This window comes from Streptomyces sp. NPDC017202 (assembly GCF_044331705.1).
In the GTDB taxonomy this organism is placed as follows: Bacteria; Actinomycetota; Actinomycetes; order Streptomycetales; family Streptomycetaceae; genus Streptomyces.
The window spans coordinates 20,105-35,797 of sequence record NZ_JBIRNP010000017.1 but is presented as its reverse complement, the minus strand read 5'-3'; the positions used below and the strand labels follow the sequence as shown (position 1 = coordinate 35,797).

Annotated in this window: 15 protein-coding genes and 3 pseudogenes; 11 read left to right on the top strand and 7 right to left on the bottom strand. The window is 69.6% G+C overall.

Going from position 1 to position 15,693, the window contains the following annotated elements; all coding sequences use genetic code 11:
- Window position 1 precedes the first annotated feature (1 nt).
- On the top strand, window positions 2-559 hold the full coding sequence (tpg, locus tag ACH4N1_RS26750; RefSeq protein ID WP_398100795.1) for a telomere-protecting terminal protein Tpg: 558 nt from the start codon (window positions 2-4) through the stop codon (window positions 557-559).
- A 386-nt stretch (window positions 560-945) separates the two neighbouring features.
- Here tpg and ACH4N1_RS26745 read toward each other — a convergent pair whose 3' ends face one another.
- Both ACH4N1_RS26745 and ACH4N1_RS26740 read right to left on the bottom strand, forming a co-directional pair.
- Window positions 946-1,356 (bottom strand): transposase, encoded by a 411-nt coding sequence (locus ACH4N1_RS26745; RefSeq protein WP_398100794.1) that lies wholly within the window; start codon window positions 1,354-1,356, stop codon window positions 946-948.
- A 61-nt stretch (window positions 1,357-1,417) separates the two neighbouring features.
- Window positions 1,418-2,194: an alpha/beta fold hydrolase gene (locus ACH4N1_RS26740; RefSeq protein ID WP_398100792.1), complete on the bottom strand. Its 777-nt coding sequence runs from the start codon at window positions 2,192-2,194 to the stop codon at window positions 1,418-1,420.
- Between the two features lie 54 nt (window positions 2,195-2,248).
- Here ACH4N1_RS26740 and ACH4N1_RS26735 point away from each other — a divergent pair, with 54 nt between their 5' ends.
- Both ACH4N1_RS26735 and ACH4N1_RS26730 read left to right on the top strand, forming a co-directional pair.
- A complete protein-coding gene (locus ACH4N1_RS26735) occupies window positions 2,249-2,662 on the top strand; it encodes a MarR family winged helix-turn-helix transcriptional regulator (RefSeq protein ID WP_382787872.1) in 414 nt (137 codons plus the stop codon).
- A 118-nt stretch (window positions 2,663-2,780) separates the two neighbouring features.
- Window positions 2,781-2,981: pseudogene (locus tag ACH4N1_RS26730) on the top strand (transposase); the annotation flags it as partial.
- Window positions 2,982-3,291: 310 nt separating this feature from the next.
- On the opposite strand, the gene ACH4N1_RS26725 reads toward ACH4N1_RS26730, so the two are convergent.
- Window positions 3,292-3,588 (bottom strand): hypothetical protein, encoded by a 297-nt coding sequence (locus ACH4N1_RS26725; protein WP_398100790.1) that lies wholly within the window; start codon window positions 3,586-3,588, stop codon window positions 3,292-3,294.
- 251 nt (window positions 3,589-3,839) lie between these two features.
- On the opposite strand from ACH4N1_RS26725, the gene ACH4N1_RS26720 reads away from it, so the two are divergent.
- Window positions 3,840-4,724, top strand: a complete 885-nt coding sequence (locus tag ACH4N1_RS26720) for an ISAs1 family transposase (protein ID WP_398100788.1) — start codon at window positions 3,840-3,842, stop codon at window positions 4,722-4,724.
- Window positions 4,725-5,057: 333 nt separating this feature from the next.
- Here the strand turns inward: ACH4N1_RS26720 and ACH4N1_RS26715 are convergent, their stop codons facing one another.
- Both ACH4N1_RS26715 and ACH4N1_RS26710 read right to left on the bottom strand, forming a co-directional pair.
- Window positions 5,058-5,732: a LysE family translocator gene (locus ACH4N1_RS26715; protein WP_398100786.1), complete on the bottom strand. Its 675-nt coding sequence runs from the start codon at window positions 5,730-5,732 to the stop codon at window positions 5,058-5,060.
- Window positions 5,733-5,809: 77 nt separating this feature from the next.
- Window positions 5,810-6,910 (bottom strand): annotated as a pseudogene (locus tag ACH4N1_RS26710) (diaminobutyrate--2-oxoglutarate transaminase); the annotation flags it as partial.
- A gap of 295 nt (window positions 6,911-7,205) precedes the next feature.
- Between ACH4N1_RS26710 and ACH4N1_RS26705 the strand changes: the two are divergent.
- The 3 genes from ACH4N1_RS26705 (at window position 7,206) to ACH4N1_RS26695 (ending at window position 9,700) form a co-directional block, all read left to right on the top strand.
- A complete protein-coding gene (locus ACH4N1_RS26705; protein ID WP_398100784.1) occupies window positions 7,206-7,646 on the top strand; it encodes a MarR family winged helix-turn-helix transcriptional regulator in 441 nt (146 codons plus the stop codon).
- 83 nt (window positions 7,647-7,729) lie between these two features.
- The gene (locus tag ACH4N1_RS26700; RefSeq protein WP_398100782.1) at window positions 7,730-8,620 is read left to right on the top strand and encodes an NmrA/HSCARG family protein; all 891 of its coding nucleotides are present in this window, start codon (window positions 7,730-7,732) and stop codon (window positions 8,618-8,620) included.
- A 555-nt stretch (window positions 8,621-9,175) separates the two neighbouring features.
- Complete coding sequence (locus ACH4N1_RS26695) at window positions 9,176-9,700, top strand: Imm21 family immunity protein (RefSeq protein WP_398100780.1); 525 nt, start codon at window positions 9,176-9,178, stop codon at window positions 9,698-9,700.
- A 26-nt stretch (window positions 9,701-9,726) separates the two neighbouring features.
- On the opposite strand, the gene ACH4N1_RS26690 is transcribed toward ACH4N1_RS26695, so the two are convergent.
- Entirely contained in the window at window positions 9,727-10,506 is a 780-nt protein-coding gene (locus ACH4N1_RS26690) for a transposase (protein ID WP_398100962.1), read from the bottom strand.
- Window positions 10,507-10,543: 37 nt separating this feature from the next.
- Between ACH4N1_RS26690 and ACH4N1_RS26685 the strand changes: the two genes are divergently transcribed.
- Window positions 10,544-11,461, top strand: coding sequence for a hypothetical protein (locus ACH4N1_RS26685; protein ID WP_398100778.1), 918 nt, complete (start codon window positions 10,544-10,546; stop codon window positions 11,459-11,461).
- A gap of 207 nt (window positions 11,462-11,668) precedes the next feature.
- On the opposite strand, the pseudogene ACH4N1_RS26680 reads toward ACH4N1_RS26685, so the two are convergent.
- Window positions 11,669-11,895 (bottom strand): annotated as a pseudogene (locus ACH4N1_RS26680) (MarR family transcriptional regulator); the annotation flags it as partial.
- Between the two features lie 653 nt (window positions 11,896-12,548).
- On the opposite strand from ACH4N1_RS26680, the gene ACH4N1_RS26675 reads away from it, so the two are divergent.
- The 3 genes from ACH4N1_RS26675 to ACH4N1_RS26665 are packed head-to-tail and all read left to right on the top strand — an operon-like array spanning window position 12,549 to window position 15,666.
- Window positions 12,549-13,592: a polysaccharide lyase family 1 protein gene (locus ACH4N1_RS26675; protein WP_398100776.1), complete on the top strand. Its 1,044-nt coding sequence runs from the start codon at window positions 12,549-12,551 to the stop codon at window positions 13,590-13,592.
- A gap of 15 nt (window positions 13,593-13,607) precedes the next feature.
- Window positions 13,608-14,630, top strand: coding sequence for a polysaccharide lyase family 1 protein (locus ACH4N1_RS26670; RefSeq protein ID WP_398100775.1), 1,023 nt, complete (start codon window positions 13,608-13,610; stop codon window positions 14,628-14,630).
- 10 nt (window positions 14,631-14,640) lie between these two features.
- Entirely contained in the window at window positions 14,641-15,666 is a 1,026-nt protein-coding gene (locus ACH4N1_RS26665; RefSeq protein WP_398100773.1) for a polysaccharide lyase family 1 protein, read from the top strand.
- The last annotated feature ends 27 nt before the right edge of the window (window positions 15,667-15,693 follow it).

Sequence of the window (15,693 nt, the reverse complement as noted above, 5' to 3'; positions counted from 1 at the left end):
GATGAGCATGTTCGGGGACGGCCTGGACCAAGCGGTGCAGCGGGCGTTCACACGCCCGGTCCCGAAGTCGGCCGGCGCCCAGATGCGGTACCTGGTCAAACAGCTGGGCGGCACCAAGGCGGTTGCCCGGACGCTGCGGATCTCCCAGCGCACCGTCGAGCGGTATGTGAAGCATCAGATCAAGAAACCCCGCCCGGACCTCGCCGCGCGCCTGGAGCGCGAGGTGAAGAAGCGGTGGCAGCCGCAGATCCGGGCCAAGGCCAGACAGCAGGCGGCGACGACCGGCGGCATCGTCATCGACACCCGCGCCCGCCTCGGCTACACCGCGCCGATCGGGTCGACGGACCAGGACCGCGTCCGGCACCTGACCGTCGCCCTGCCCCCGCAGTACGCCGCCCGTCTCTTCGACGCCCAAGAGGCCGGCGCCGGCGACCGCGAGCTTCAGGAGATCGCCGCCGAGGCACTCAAGGAGGTGTACTTCCAGGACGGCGGCCGCCGTGCCGGGAGCCTGGAAGAGGTCCGCTTCACGGACATCGAGCACCTCGAGTTCGACCTGTGAGGCTGGTGGTGGCTGCCTGCAGCGACTGGGTGGCGGCGTCGATGGTGGGGCTGATTGCCTTGGGGGCGGCTCCGGTGCGTCTGAGTCGTTCGGCGTCGACGAGGCCGGCAGCGGCCAGGGCGGCGTCGCTTGCTGCTTGTGCCGGAGCGCTGGAGTCGTCGTCGAGCGTGGCTCCGACGGCGCTGCGGGTCAGTCGCATGCTCAGGAGCCGCAGGCGGGTTTCGTCTGCGGGTGAGGGGATGGCCGAGCGGTAGCCGGTCAGGAGCTGGGGCAGGCCGTGCGGGGGTGTGCAGCCCCGGGCGTCACCGTCAACCCGGTCGACAACAGCTACGGCGACCTCGGACTCCGCGCCGACCAGCGGCGCCGCCAGGGATCGTCGTCAAAGGTCAGATCCAGAGCGGGACGGAGGCGATGGGGAGGGCGGCCTGGTAGGACTCGCGGGTCTTGTCGTGGCGAGTGGCCGGTCCGCGCCATTGCTTGAGGCGGTCGAAGCAGCGTTCGACGACGTTGCGGCGGCGGTAGAGGGACCGGTCGAAGCCGGGTGGCCGGCCGCCGCGCGTGCCGCGGTTCGGCCGGCCCAGGATCTGGTCGACGCGTTCGGGGATCGGGTGCGCGATGCCACGTCGTCGCAGGGAGGAACGGATCTTCCGGGAGCCGTAGCCCTGGTCGGCGACCACGTGGTCGGGCCGGGTGCGCGCACGCCCGGGCCCGACTCCGGGCACGCTGATCGAGCCCGTCACCTGCTCGCGGCCGACGGGACAGCCGGTGTCTGGCCGGCCGCCCCGTTCCTCGAGCACCTCGCCACCGCATTCCCCGAGCGGCAACCATCACAGGTGGCAGAGCTGGATGAACGTCAAACTAAGGCCTTGCCAGGAACGGGTCGATCGCTGCCCAGGTCGCGTCCGGGGCTTCGAGGTGCGGGAGGTGCCCGGCTTCCGGGATCTCGACGAACCGCGCGCCTGGCACCGCGTGTGCAACAGCCCGCCCGTATGCCGGCGTGACGATCCGGTCGCTCTCGCCCCACACCACAAGCGTCGGGACGTTCACCGCGCCGAGCCGGCCGAGCAACGTCGGGTCGCTCATGCTCGTGCCGGCGATGGCGGCCATCGTGTGTCCGTTCGCCTGCTGGATCGCGCGCTGCTCATCGGTGAAGCCGGCCGGGTCGACGTATCCGCGCTCCGGGTCGTGCCAGGCGGCCTCGGCGAGCCCGCGGGCGTCGAGGGCGAAGAAGTCCGCAACAGGCTCGCCCTCCACCACCGCACCGACGCCGTCGATGTCGACCACGGCCCCGATCAGTCCCGCGTACCGCTCGTCATCGGCGGCCTGCACCGCCATCTCGAGTGCGATCCATCCACCGATCGAGGACCCGATCAGTACGACGTCATGCTCTGCGTGCTCGAGCAGGCGCGCGAGATAGCCGGCTGCGAGCTGCGCGACCGAGGTGATGGAGTCGGGGCGTGTTGTGCCGTCCCAGCCGGGATGCGTCGGCGCGAACGCGTGCATGGTGGCCGCGAGGTGCCCCACGACGGGTGCGACGGTCCGGGGCCCGCCGCCGCCGTGCAGCACGAGTGCCGTGCGTGACTCGGGGTCGCCTGCCTGAACGACGGGAAGGTCCTCGGGGAGGGAGATACGCATGACGCTCCTCAATGAATCAACATGTTTATATACTGATGTTGATAATGTAGCACCATGACGACCGACCTCGAAGCCCTCGGCCAGGCGATCAAGCGTGCGCAGTACCGGAACCACCGCACGATGGATGCCGCACTGCGTGAGATCGGGGTCAGCCTCGTCCAGTGGGACGCCCTGCGCGCCATCGAGCGAATGCCGGGGGCCTCCGGGCACGAACTCGCCGTCGCGACGTTCCAGAGCGATCAGGCGTTCGGCACCCTCGCGAGCCGCCTGGTGGACCGCGGGCTCGTCGCCCGGTCCGCAGGCCGCGGGCGACGCCTCGAGCACGTCCTCACCGAGGCGGGGCACACAGCACTCGCCGAGGGTCGGCAGTTGTCGATCGGCGTGCTGCAAGACCTCTTCGCACCTCTCGACGAGGCGCAACGCACGGAATTGCTTCGATCACTGCGGAAACTCACCGAGGACACGTGATCAGACATCACGCGGCTCGATCACCCCGGGTCTCTGCCTCGGACCGCATTCGAGGTCTTCCGTGTCCCGTGGTGAGGCGCTCGTCGAGCTCACAGTGAGCAGTCCTGGGGGTGGGTGTCCGTCGGACCTGACGGATGAGCGGTGGGCGTCGGCGGAGCCGTTGCTCCCCTCGGCGCGAGTGGGTCCGAAGGGTGGCCGGCGGGAGAGGCATCCGCGGCGGCGGATCGTGGATGCGATCTTCTGCGTGGTGCGGACCGGGTGTTCCTGGCGGCAACTGCCGAAGGACTTCGCTCCGTGGCCGACGGTGCACCGGTGCTTCACGTGGTCAGGGCTGATTCATAGCCGTCGTGGCCACAGGCTGTTGCTGGTCAGGGCAGCCTGAGGAGGTCGAGGGGGCGGGCGTGGGGCGCGTAGGAGACCTCGCGCAGGCCGGCAGCGATGCTGCGGTTCCCGGCCCGACGGAGGGTGTCGGTGCGCGAGCCGCGCGCGGTCTGCGGTGTCCCGGTGCGACCCGCGTCCGGTCGGCGTGCCCGCGGGCCTTCGGGCAAGCCGAGTGCCTGGCACAGGGCCGTGAGGTGGCCGCGGGCGGCGAGGGCGTGCCGGACGATGCGGGAGAGCTGTTCGCTCCGTTACTCCGACCGCACCGGCCAGCGCGCACCCGGCACCTTGACCACCCGGTCGCCGACGCCGAGCGACCGATACGTCCGGCCGTTCACCTCGATGCTGAGCTCCCGCCCCTCGTCGGTGCGGATGTGCATCATGTAGTGGCCCGTCGGGCCGTAGGTACCGGTCGAACTGCTCACCCCCCGGCCGGTGACCTCCCCGGTGTAGGCGTCCTTGCTCTCGCTCAACCCGTGCGCGGCGATCATCGCCAGGACCATGACGAGCGGGCCGATGGACAGGAGCAGAACAATGGTGTTCGACATGTGCGACCCCCCGCATCGACGACGGCACAGGCCATCCACGGCAGCGTACCGGTCTTGTGGGCACCAGCCCAGAAGGCATACCCGGAGGGGCTGTTCGGCCCCGGTCCGGGGTCAGCGCTGACTCATGGTCCGGGTGGTGGGCGTCGTGCAGGTCACCGGAGGATGACGGAACTGGCGAGGCCGTCACGCACGCACGGAGGCTCCGGTTGACGGGGGGCCGGCCAAAGTCGCCCTGCATCACCGGAGCCTCGATGTGCCGCCAGTCCGCCACCGCCTGCCTGATCAAGTCGCCCAGCCCCGCCACACGCGAACTGTCCGTGCTGACGGACCGGTTGACGGCTCTGCCCGACCCGCGCGACCGTCGCGGACGACGACACTCGCTGGTCGCGGTTCTCCCCACCGCCGTCTGCGCGGCCCTGGCCGGCGCCCGCTCCTGCCTGGCGATCGGGCAACGGGCCCGCCACGCTCCCCAGCACACCCTCGCCCGGCTCGGCATCCGCGCCCACGGACCGCTCGGGGTCCGCACTCCGCCGTCCGCCTCCACCCTTCGCCGCGTCCTGGTCGCGGTCTGCCCCGGCGGCCCGGCCGACCTGCTCGGCACCGACCCTGCCGGGACCGACACGGTAGCCGTGGACGGCAAGACCGCGCGCGGTTCGCGCACCGGTACGCAGGCCGCCGCCCACCTCCTCGCAGCAGCCACCGGAACCGGGCACACTGCCACCCAGCTGCGGGTCCCCACCAAGACCAACGAGGTCACCGGCTTCGCCCGCCTGCTCGCGCCCTTCGATCTGACCGGCGTCACCGTCACCGCGGATGCCCTGCACACCCGGTGCGACCCCGCCCGCCACCTCATCGAGGACAAGAACGCTCACCACCTCCTGCTGGTCAAGGGCAACCAGCCCCGCCTGCACGCCGCCCTTCGCTCCCTGCCCCGGAGCCAGGTGCAGGCCCGGCGCTCTACGACCGCGAACGCGGGCACGGGCGGCGCGAGACCCGCTCCACCCGCGTGCTCACCGTCACCGACCTCCACCTGGACTTCCCCCACGTGGTCCAGGCCGCGAAGATCCTGCGGCACCGCACGGACGTCCGCACGCGCAAGGTCACCCGCCAGACCGTCTACGTCATCACCGACCTGACGGCCCAGCAGGCATCCCCGCAGAAGGCCGCGCACCTCGCCCGCTCACAGGGGACCATCGAGAACCGGCTCCATTTCGTGCGCGACACCACCTTCGCCGAGGACGCCTCCAAGATCCGAACGGGGCACGGCCCGGAGAACATGGCCACCCTGCGCAACCTCGCCATCGACACCCTCCGTCGGGCCGGGAACCGCAGCATCGCTGCCGGCCTGCGCGAGGTCTCCTACGCGCCCCACACCCGCCCCCTCGACCTACTGGGGTGCACCCCCGGTACAGCTCCGGGAGCCGGCAAAGGGGGCCATGGAAGGTGTCGGTCGATGCGGCTGGGTCGCGTCAGGTGGTCGCGGAGACGCCGATGCCGATGGCGATGAACAGCCAGCCGGTGGTCAGCTCCCAGCGGTGGCGGACCTTCGGACGGGCGAGAAGGGCACCCAGTCGTGCGGCGACGGTGACGAGGGCGAACCAGTAGACGACGCCGATGACGACGTCGAGGATGCCGAGGAAGAAGATCTGCCGGGCCATCGACCCCCCGCCGTCCACGAACTGGGGCAGGATGCTGAGGAAGAACAGTGCCGCCTTGGGGTTGAGCACGTTGGTGAGGAACCCCTGGGTGAAGCCGGCCCGCCACCGGTGCGGTTCCGGCTCGCCCCGAGGTGAGGGGGACGGGGCCGGACCGTCCTGGGGATCGCCGCCCCTCTCCCGTCCGTGCGTCCGCTCGCGGGCGGACCGCCGGGCCGCCAGGACCGCCCGCACCCCCAGGTAGACCAGATAGGCGGCGCCCAGGAGCTTGATGGCGTCGTACACCAGGGGGGAGCGGGCGGCGATCACCGACAGTCCGGCCGCCGCGGCGAGCATGTGCACGCACAGCCCGGCCTGCGCGCCGAGCGCCGCCGCCCGTCCCTTCGCCGGGTGCTCGGTCGCCGACCGCACCACCACGAGGAAGTCCGGCCCGGGCACCACGTACGCCACCAGGACGACGCCGAGGAAGCCGACGAGGTCGACCGACATCCGCTCTCCGTTCATCGGGCCCGTCGGCCGGTACGCCGCCGGGGAATTGGTCCGGGAGCCGAAGCGTCCCCGTCCTGTCAGGCCGCCAGCGTCCGCACGCCGGCCACCGAGGCGACGGCCGCGTCGAGTGTGCCGAGGCCGTGGGCGAGTTGCTCGTCGGTCACGGTCAGCGGCGGCAGGAGCTTGGCCACCTCGTCGTGCGGCCCGGCCGTCTCGAGCAGCAGACCGCTCCGGTAGGCAGCGCCGCACACCTCGCGGGCCGTGCCCGGACGGTCGAAGGGCAGCGCCCAGGCCAGTCCCAGGCCGCGCGGCGCGGGCAGTCCGTACCGGTGGGCGGTCCGCGCGAGGGCGCCGCCCACCCGCTCGCCCAGGGCGGCGGTCCTGGCCTCCAGCGCGCCGTCGGACCAGAACAGCTCCAGCGTCCGGGCGGCGGTGACGAACGCCGGGTTGTAGCCGCGGAAGGTGCCGTTGTGCTCGCCGGGCTTCCACACGTCGTACTCGGGGCGCAGCAGCGTCAGGGCCATGGGCATCCCGTACCCGCTGAGGGACTTGGACAGGCAGACGAGGTCGGGGACGATCCCGGCCCGCTCGAAGGAGAAGAACGGGCCGGTGCGCCCGCAGCCCATCTGGATGTCGTCCACGATCAGCAGTGTGCCGTGGTCCTGAGTCCAGGACGCGAGCGTGCGCAGCCATACGGGGCGGGCCGGGTGGACTCCGCCCTCGCCCTGGACGGTCTCCACCACCACGGCCGCCATCGGTGCGTGTGCGGCGGCGGTGTCCAGCGACCGGACGAGCCCGGCCACCGCGCGCTCCTCGTCCTGCGCCGGGTCGTCGAAGGGCAGCGGCACGGTGTGGGGCAGCGGTACGCCTGCCCCGGCGCGCTTGGCCGGATCGGCGGTGACCGCCAGCGACCCGAGGGTCATCCCGTGGAAGCCGCGGTCGAAGTAGGCGACGGCGTGCCGCCCGGTGACCTTCCGGGCGAGCTTGAGCGCGGCCTCGACCGCGTTGGTGCCGCCCGGCCCGGGGAACTGGACGCGGTAGTCCAGGCCGCGCGGCACGAGGACCAGGTCCCGGAACCGCTCGAGGAAGGCGCGCTTGGCCGTGGTGTTCATGTCGAGGCCGTGGGGGACGCCGTCGCCGGACAGGTACTCCAGCAGCGCCGCCTTCAGCCCGTGCGGGGCACGGGGGCGAGTCCTGCTCGGGGCTCGGATAGCCGTTCATCCTTCGGCTGCTTCTGGCAACGGAGCTGTATCGCCTGTCCGGCCAGGATGGTCTGACGTGACGGTGAGCGGCAGTTCGCGCATCTTGCCTGCGGGGCTCAACGCCAGGACCGGCCAGGAGGCGGCCAGCGGTACCGTTATGACCCACATTGTGGGACGAATGCCAATGGCCGAGTCTGGAAGGCCGCCCAGTGCAGACTGCCGGCCCGCGATGAGTAGGCTGATCGTTTGTTGTCGGACCGGGGAGGTCGGCGTGGACTATGGCGACAAGCTCTTCTGGCTCTCGGTTGTGATTCAGCGCAAGTACGCGCAGATCTGCGCCGGGTTCGACCTGACCCCCTCGCAGGCCACGCTGCTCTGCGCAGTCAGGAACGAGCCGCGGCAGATGGCTGATCTCGCCGCGTCGTTGGGTATGACCAAGAACGCGTTGAGCCAGCTGGTCGATCGCACCGCGCGGCGCGAGTTGGTCGGCCGGGCGAGCTCGGCGCAGGACCGACGGGTCGTCATGCTCAGTGCGACGCCCGCGGGGAAGGTGCTCGGCGAGGCCGTTTACGCCGAGGTCGCCAAGCGCCTGCCCGAGATCGCGAGGAATCTCGACGCCGACGACCAGCGCGACTTCGAGCGCGTGGCCACCGCCATCGTGGACACCTCGGACCTCTCTTCGCCCACCTCGAACCAGCCCATCACGCCGTGAGGTCCCGCTACACCCGCACCTTGACGACGTTCATGCCGTGAACTAATTTTGTTCACGCCGTGAACTAGTGAAGGGTGGCAGCGGTGAGCACACAGACAGCCGGCACGATCGCAGTCTTCGGCGCGACGGGGCAACAGGGCGGGGCGGTGGTCGACGCGCTGCTGGACCACAAGGCGCGGGTGCGGGCTTTGGTCCGCAACCCGCAGTCCGACCGGGCTCAGGCGCTGGCCGCCCGCGGCGTCGAGCTGGCGGCCATCCGGGCCGACGACCCGGCGTCGCTGGCCGCCGCGCTGGCGACGGTCGAGGGGTTCTACTTCATGACCCCGGAGGCGAACAGCCTCGAAGAGGTCGAGGCGGAGATCCGCATCGGTACCGCGCTCGTCGACGCGGCGGTCGAGGCGGGCGTCCCGCACGTCGTGTTCAACTCGGTCTTCGGAGCGGACCGGGAGTCGGGTGTGCCGCACCACGACTCGAAGCACTCGATCGAGGAGCACCTGAGGAAGTCCGGCCTCAGGGCCGCGATGGTTCGCGCGACCGCCTTCATGGAGAACTTCGCGAGCGTGATGGCACCGAGCCTGGAGCATGGGGAGATCGTGCTGAGGCTGCCGCTGCCGGAGGACGTCGCCCTGAAGATGATCTCGGTCAGGGACATCGGCCGGGTCGCCGCCGCGCTCCTGCTCGACACCGCGGAGGCGCCCGGCGGAGCCGTCGACCTCGTCGGTGACGAACTGACGGGCCCCCAGATCGCCGCGGCGTTCGGCGCGCGCGCCGGGCTCCCGGCACGGTACGAGGCCCTCCCGTTGAGCGTGCTTCCCAACGACCTCGACAAGGCGATGTTCCGCGAGTTCGCGAAGGCGGCGGAATACCCTTCGGACCTCGCGGTGGTGCGCTCGATCGAGCCGGCCCCCCTGGACCTGGCCGAGTGGATCCGAGCTACCGGCTGGACCGCGCCCACAAACATGGCTGGTTCCTGAGCCTCCGGCCGCGATGAACGCCCCGCGATCGTGCCCACGGTCTCGGCGCTCTGGGCACGGCAACGCATCCGCCAACGGTTGAAGTAGTCACGAAGCTCCCGGGGCGTGCCCGAGGCCGACACCGGCACACTGGTTGTCGGGAGGCCGCCGGCCGACGGCGAGGTAAAGATCCACGTCCAGCAGGCCCCGGGCCGTCCTGCCGTGGACGCCCCGGCCCCCTCCACCGGGTACCCCATAGCAGGTCAGCGGGCCCGTCCTGTGCGCAGAAGGCAGGAGAAAACAGCGCGGCTCCTGCACCCCGTGCGGCGCGTAAAGGCCCCTGCCGGGGCGAATTCCAGGGGTCGTAGCAACACCGCGGTGAGTTGATCAGGCCGCGAGCAGTTCAAAGGCTGTCCCGTAACCGCTGATTGCGGCAGGCGCCGGGCTGTTTCCCTGTGTTGGGCGCCACTGAGCAGGCGCGGGCGTTGTCAGTGGGCGAGGACACACTGACGGCATGAGCGCCTTTTCTCCACCGCAGTCGACGCGTCCCACACCCCTCTTGTCTGGGTGGAGTCGATGGGCGGACCTTTGATCGTCATCCCTGTCTCCGCTCTGGCGGCATGGCGCGGATGCACGGAGACGGGGGTCATGGCGGGAGACGCCACTGCGGCAGACGACTACGACCGGGCCTGTGCAGTGGAGGATCTGGCTGGTGTGATCACTATCAGGGAGACCGGTGCGCAGGCGCTGGTTTTGGCGGACGAGCCCGCTACCAGCTGCTATCTGCCTGAGCACCGAGCGTTCCTGCGGCGGCTTGCCGCCGACTCCGAGGCCGGGCTGAAGGCCGCAGCAGAGGGTGTCCTTGCAGACCCGGCCACCGACTGGGAGGAGTACGGCACATGGGCGTCGGATGGTCCGACCGTGCTCATGGACTCCGCTGAAGCAGGCTCCGAACTGGGCATCGAGTATCCCGGCGGCGGGATGCCTGCCCAGGCACCGGTCCTGCTGCCCGCCGGCCGCTGGAGGGTTCGAGCCAGCCCCACCAGGGCGGACGAGGAGAACTGGGTCGGCCTGGTCCAGCTCCTGCCCACCGAATCGTGACCGGGCAGTTGTTTCGGTGAGTGCAGTCACGCGCGGCGCGCAAGGTTGTGCAGATGGGCAATGCCGAGCATCGCGTAGTGGACGCCCTCGACTTTCAGCCGGCAGTCGCGGAGGATCTTCCAGGTCTTCATGCGAGCGAAGGCGTGCTCGACGCGAGCACGGACACGGCGGTGCGAGGCGTTGTCCTGCTCCTTCCATGCCGCAAGTTCCTCGCCTGGAGCACGCCGGTGCGGGATGAGCAGCCCGGTGCCGCGGTAGCCGCCATCAGCAATGGTGCTAACCCGGCCGACCATGGCCTTTGCGCCTGATTCTCCCCATGCCGTGCAGTCGTTGCGGTTGCCGGGCACTGGCCGGCCGACGGCGACGACCAAGCTGCTGTCCGCGTCGAGCACGATCTGGTGATTGGTGGAGTAGCGGTAGTTCTTGGACTGCTGGGCAATGGCGCGGTCGCGGGTGGGCACCAAGATGCCGTCCACGATCAGAACGGCGCCCCTGCGGAAGCGCTGGCGCTGCTTGAGCGCGAGCAGCGGGCCGGTGCAGCGGACGATCCGCGCGGCCGCAGACTTCGACACTGCGAACAGCGGGGCCAACTGCCGCAGCGTCAGGTTGGTGCGCCGGTACGCCACCACGAGCAGCACCCGGTCCTCCAGCGGCAACGACCAGGGCCGCCACGGGCGGGAGACACCCGCTTCCTCTCGACGCAGCGCCCTGACCAACGCACCGAAGGACCGAGGGGACAGTCCCGTAAACGGAACTATCCAAGGAGGCAACGCACCAGACCCGTACGCCGTCTGGTCAACCGAGATGGCGCTGAGGCGGTGCCCGTCAGGAGCGGAGCGAATTGTGTTGACCGGCTTGCTGACCGCCGTTGCGGCATCCGTTTGTTACGGCACAGGGTCAGTCCTGCAGGCCGTGGGATCCCGCAGGTCCGCGCAGAACCACGCGGCCGCTACTGCCCGCACCCAATACGGCGGGCCCAGCCTCTCCTCGACGGCGAAGGCCGCGATGACCTGGGAATTCGTGATCGGTACCGTCCTTGACTTCGTGGGCTTCGCGATGGGTGCACTGGCCGCTCGGCTACTGCCCCTATTCCTCTCGCAAACCGTGATCAGCGCCAACCTGATCATCACTGCCGTGTTGAGTGTCAGGCTCCTCGGTATCTGGTTGACTCGCGCCGAGTGGATGTCCATCGGCGTGGTCTGCGTGGCACTCGTTCTCCTCGCAACGGCGGCGGGCGAAGAGGGCAGTGCGCACGGCATCCCGATCTCCACGCACTGGTGGCTCCTGGCGATCTCGCTCGCTCTCATGGCAGGCGGCACGCTCGCGGTACGCCTCCTCGGTCCCCGCGCCGCAATCCTTGCCGGCCTGCTGTCCGGACTCGGTTTCGGCGCGCTCGGCGTGGGCGTACGTCTTCTGAACGGCCTCGCCCCCCTCGATCCGGCCGCCATGCTTACAGATCCTGCCCTGTACGCGATCGTGACGGCCGGCGCAGGTGGGATGTACCTGCACACCGTCGCCTTGCAGATCGGTTCGGTCAACGGAGCCACGGCCGCCCTGGTCGTTGGTGAGACCGTGCTGCCCGGCGCAATCGGCGTGCTTTGGCTCGGCGACGCCTCACGGGCTGGTCTCACCTGGATGGCTGTGCTCGGCTTCGTCCTGGCGGTGTCAGGCGCGGTCGCGGTGGCATGGTTGGGAGGGCGTGAGGCGTATCTGGAGGAGGAACAGCCGCAGGAGGCAGCAGCACCGGCTCCTGCGCGCTGAACACCAAAATCCTCGTCAACAGCGCATGACACTGAACGCCTCTGCTCGCGTCAGGTGAGTAACTCCATGGCGCGGTTTTCCGGCACCGTCCAGCCAGGGTGGTTATGCCCGCGCGGTGTACGAGCAGCAGTGCCGACATGCACGACAGCCCCGGCCTGCGCCGCTCGTCCGTGGCATTCCGCCGATACGTGCGCCGGGAACGAGCTGTGCACCGTCGTTGCCGTCGCGCAGGGAATGGATCACCCTCTGCAGGATCCGGAACGCATCCGACTACTCGGTCTCGGTCATGCCGGCCAGCATTCCGACCTCGGCGGACCGGAGACCGCTACGGCCTTCTCCAGGCTCCGTCGGCTGCGAGGCGTGAGCCGCGCGGGAAGAACTTTCCCGACGGGCGCCTCCGCGGGCCTGGTCACGTAGCCAGCTCGTTCCCGGGCGGAGGCCGCCCGCCGCACCGGGGCAGACCGAGGCGGTGTCGTCGTGGCCGAGGTTGCCGCCCAGGTCGCAGCAGGGTTTGGCGTCTCCGCCGCCACCGTTGGCTGCTATGTGAGCGAGACGGTCAATCTCCTCACCGAGTGTGCTCCGAACCTGCGCGAGTCGCCCCCGGAAGGGTTTCGTCATCCTCGACGGCGCTTTGATCACCGCCGACCGCATCGCGGCGGACGAGCCGTACTACTCGATGAAGCACCGCCGTCAAGGGATGAACGCGCAGATCGTGGCCGCTCTGGACGGGGCACCGCTGTGGTTCTCGCGAGCGCTGCTCGGCCGCAGGTGTGACCTGAGCCACTGCTTCCGGACCGAGCGCCGCTACTGGAACAACGAACGGCTGATCCAAGTGAACCCCTGGCCGGGCCCTCCATGGCGCCGGCCCCCGATCCCGGGGACGCTCACTCCAGCCGGCATCTGTTTGCTTTTGTTGAGGGCGTGCGCTTTTGTGCATGTGCACGCCTGTTGACGCGCTCAAGACAAGGGCTTTACTTTTCACAGAAAGCGCTTGCCTTCAAGTGAGCCGGCATCTGTTCAGCACAGCCCTCCAATAAGCACCCTCTTCGGCATGCTCGAAAGACGGTACAGAAAGGGCTATCCTGTCATGCGATTATTCAGACGCGGTGCGTCTCGAGCTGGACTGATCGCCGCCGCACTGGTCGCCACCACCCTCACCACCTCGCCGGTCGGCTCCGCCGCCGCGGCCCTCTCAGCCTCTGCCTTTGCCGAGACCGCCGACGGCTTCGCCTCCGTCAGTGCCCTGGGACAGAACGGCACCACCGGTGGCACGGGCGGCTCGGTTGTCACGGCTGCCACTGCGGCGCAGCTCCTCGACTACATCTCGCGTCCCGAACCTCTGATCGTTCAGGTCAGCGGCACGATCACGCTGCCCACCGGCTCCAGCGACGGCATGCACCCGGTCGCCTCGGACAAGACCATCATCGGTCTGGGCGGCACCGCCCGCCTGACCGGCGGGGGTCTGCACATCGGCCTTCCGGTGAGCGGTGGTGTCATCTCGCCACCCGCCGGCGCAGTGCACAACATCATCATCCGTAACCTGTCGTTCGACGGGGCCACGGACGACCTGATCAACATCCAGATGTTCTCGCACCACATCTGGATCGACCACAACGACTTCTCCGACGGTGACGACGGCGCCGTGGACATCAAACGCGGCTCGGACTTCGTCACCGTGTCGTGGAACCGGTTCCACGACCACGACAAGACGCTGCTGCTCGGGCACGACGACGACAATGCCGCCCAGGACCGCGGACGGCTACGCGTCACCTACCACCACAACTACTTCGACGCCTCCGACCAGCGCAATCCGCGAGTGCGGTTCGCCGAACCGGTGCATGTCTACAACAACTACTACCGCGACAACAGTTACGGCGTCGCGTCCGCCATGGACGCCGCAGTGGTGCTGGAAGGCAACTACTTCCACAGCGTGAACAATCCCGCCCGGGTGGACTTCAGCGGCGAACCCGGCCGCCTGGTCGAACGCGACAACGTCCTCGTCGAGTGCAACCACCCCATCGAGAAACGGGGTTCGGTCGTCGAGCCGCGCACGTATTACGCCTACACCCTGCACCGGGCGGCCGAGGTGCCGACCGTCGTCCCGGCCGGGGCCGGCGCCGGGAAGATCTGAGGGACGGAGACGAGGATGAGGAACTTCCCCTCCATCACCCGCCGCGGCCTGCTCGCGGGCACCGCCGCCGCCGCGGCCTCCGCCGCTCTGCCGGCCACCGGCGGGAACGGCCACCCGTGGGCCGCCGCGCCCGCCTCCGTACGACGGACGCGAGCCGCCGTGGCGGCGCAGAGCGCCGACGGCTTCGCGAGCGTCCCCGCGCTGGGTCTGTCCGGCACCACCGGCGGAGCCGGCGGACCGGTGGTCACCGTCACCGACGCTGACACGTTCCTGGACTACTGCGACCGCAACGAGCCCTACGTCATCCAGGTCTCGGGGACTCTGCGCATCAGCAGCAAGCAGGGCCTCCGCTCGAACAAGACCATCGTCGGGCTGGGCACCGACGCGGAGATCACCGGCGGCGGCCTGGACATGTACCGCAGACAGAACGTGATCATCCGAAACCTGCGGTTCACCGGCGCCGACGACGACTCCCTCAGCATCCAGCAGTCCTCGCACCACATCTGGATCGACCACTGCACCTTCAGCACGGGAGCGGACGGCCTGATCGACATTGTGCGCGGCGCCGACTGCATCACCGTCTCCTGGAACCACTTCCACGACCACAGCAAGACCATGCTGATCGGCCACTCGGACGCCAACAGCGGCCAGGACCGGGGCAAGCTGCGAGTCAGCTTCCACCACAACTTCTTCGACGGCACGGCCCAGCGCCACCCACGCGTCCGCTTCGGCGAACCCGTCCACGTCTACAACAACTACTACCGCAACAACACCCTCTACGGCGTGGCGTCCACCGAGGACGCGGGTGTGCTGGTGGAGGGCAACTACTTCGAGGACGTCGCCCACCCCATCTACTCCGGCTACGACGAGAGCGGACCCGGTCGGGTGGTGGAACGGAACAACGTCTACGTGCGCTGCGGGGTGCCCGAGACGCTCGGCACCGTCGTGGAACCGCGCACCTTCTACGCGTACACCCTCGACGCCCCCGCGAGCCTCCCCGTCATCGTGCCCGCCGGTGCCGGCGCCGGCCGGATCTGAAGGAGCTCTCGTGCCAGACGTTTCCCCGATCACCCGCCGCCGCCTGCTCACAGGCACCGCCGCCGCTGCGGCTTCCGCCGCCCTGCCGGCAGTTGGCGCGGCACCACTCGCCCGAGCCGCCACCGGCCCGGGCCGGCTCGCCGCCGTGGCGGCGCAGAGCGCCGACGGCTTCGCGAGTGTCAGCGCGCTCGGCCTGCCCGGCACCACGGGCGGCGCAGCCGGACCCACCGTGACGGTGACCACCGGTACCCAGCTCGCCGACTACGTAGGTCGCAACTCCCCTTACACCGTCCTGGTGTCCGGCCGCATCGAGATCGATGGCATGATCACCGTGGTGGCCGACAAGACGGTCCTTGGCGTCGGCTCCACCGCCGAGATCACCGGCGGTGGTCTCCAACTCGGCTCCACCACCAGGCCCGGCAACAACGTCATCATCCGCAACATTCGCTTCACCCATGCCTCCGACGACTCCGTCAGTGTCACCAACCGCGCCCACCACGTCTGGATCGACCACTGCGACTTCTCGCAGGGCTACGACGGGCTGCTCGACATCAAGCGGGAGTCGGACTACGTCACCGTCTCCTGGAACCACTTCCACGACCACAGCAAGACGTGCCTGCTCGGCCACAACGACAGCTACACAGCCGACCGGGGCAAGCTGCGCGTGACGTACCACCACAACTTCTTCGACGGCACCGACCAGCGCCACCCACGCGTCCGGTTCGCCGAGCCGGTGCACGTCTACAACAACCACTACCGGAACAACCGGCTCTACGGCGTGGCGTCCACCGAGGACGCGGGCGTGCTGGTGGAAGGCAACTACTTCGAGAACGTCGCCCACCCGATCTACTCCGGCTACGACGACAGCGGACCCGGCCGGGTGGTCGAGCGAAACAACCTCTACGTCAACTCCGGGGCACCCCAGACGCTGGGCACCGTGATCGAACCGCGCACCTTCTACACGTACACCCTCGACGCCACGTCGACCGTCCCCACCACCGTCCCGGCCGGCGTCGGTGTCGGCAGGATCGCCTGAGAGCCCGGGAGGCACACGATGCACCGT

Excerpts from the sequence above, each read along its gene's own strand:
- tpg (WP_398100795.1), top strand. The coding sequence starts at position 2 with ATGAGCATGTTCGGGGACGGCCTGGACCAAGCGGTGCAGCGGGCGTTC.
- ACH4N1_RS26740 (WP_398100792.1), bottom strand. The coding sequence starts at position 2,194 with ATGCGTATCTCCCTCCCCGAGGACCTTCCCGTCGTTCAGGCAGGCGAC.
- ACH4N1_RS26735 (WP_382787872.1), top strand. The coding sequence starts at position 2,249 with ATGACGACCGACCTCGAAGCCCTCGGCCAGGCGATCAAGCGTGCGCAG.
- ACH4N1_RS26725 (WP_398100790.1), bottom strand. The coding sequence starts at position 3,588 with ATGTCGAACACCATTGTTCTGCTCCTGTCCATCGGCCCGCTCGTCATG.
- ACH4N1_RS26720 (WP_398100788.1), top strand. The coding sequence starts at position 3,840 with ATGTGCCGCCAGTCCGCCACCGCCTGCCTGATCAAGTCGCCCAGCCCC.
- ACH4N1_RS26715 (WP_398100786.1), bottom strand. The coding sequence starts at position 5,732 with ATGTCGGTCGACCTCGTCGGCTTCCTCGGCGTCGTCCTGGTGGCGTAC.
- ACH4N1_RS26695 (WP_398100780.1), top strand. The coding sequence starts at position 9,176 with ATGGGCGGACCTTTGATCGTCATCCCTGTCTCCGCTCTGGCGGCATGG.
- ACH4N1_RS26675 (WP_398100776.1), top strand. The coding sequence starts at position 12,549 with ATGCGATTATTCAGACGCGGTGCGTCTCGAGCTGGACTGATCGCCGCC.
- ACH4N1_RS26670 (WP_398100775.1), top strand. The coding sequence starts at position 13,608 with ATGAGGAACTTCCCCTCCATCACCCGCCGCGGCCTGCTCGCGGGCACC.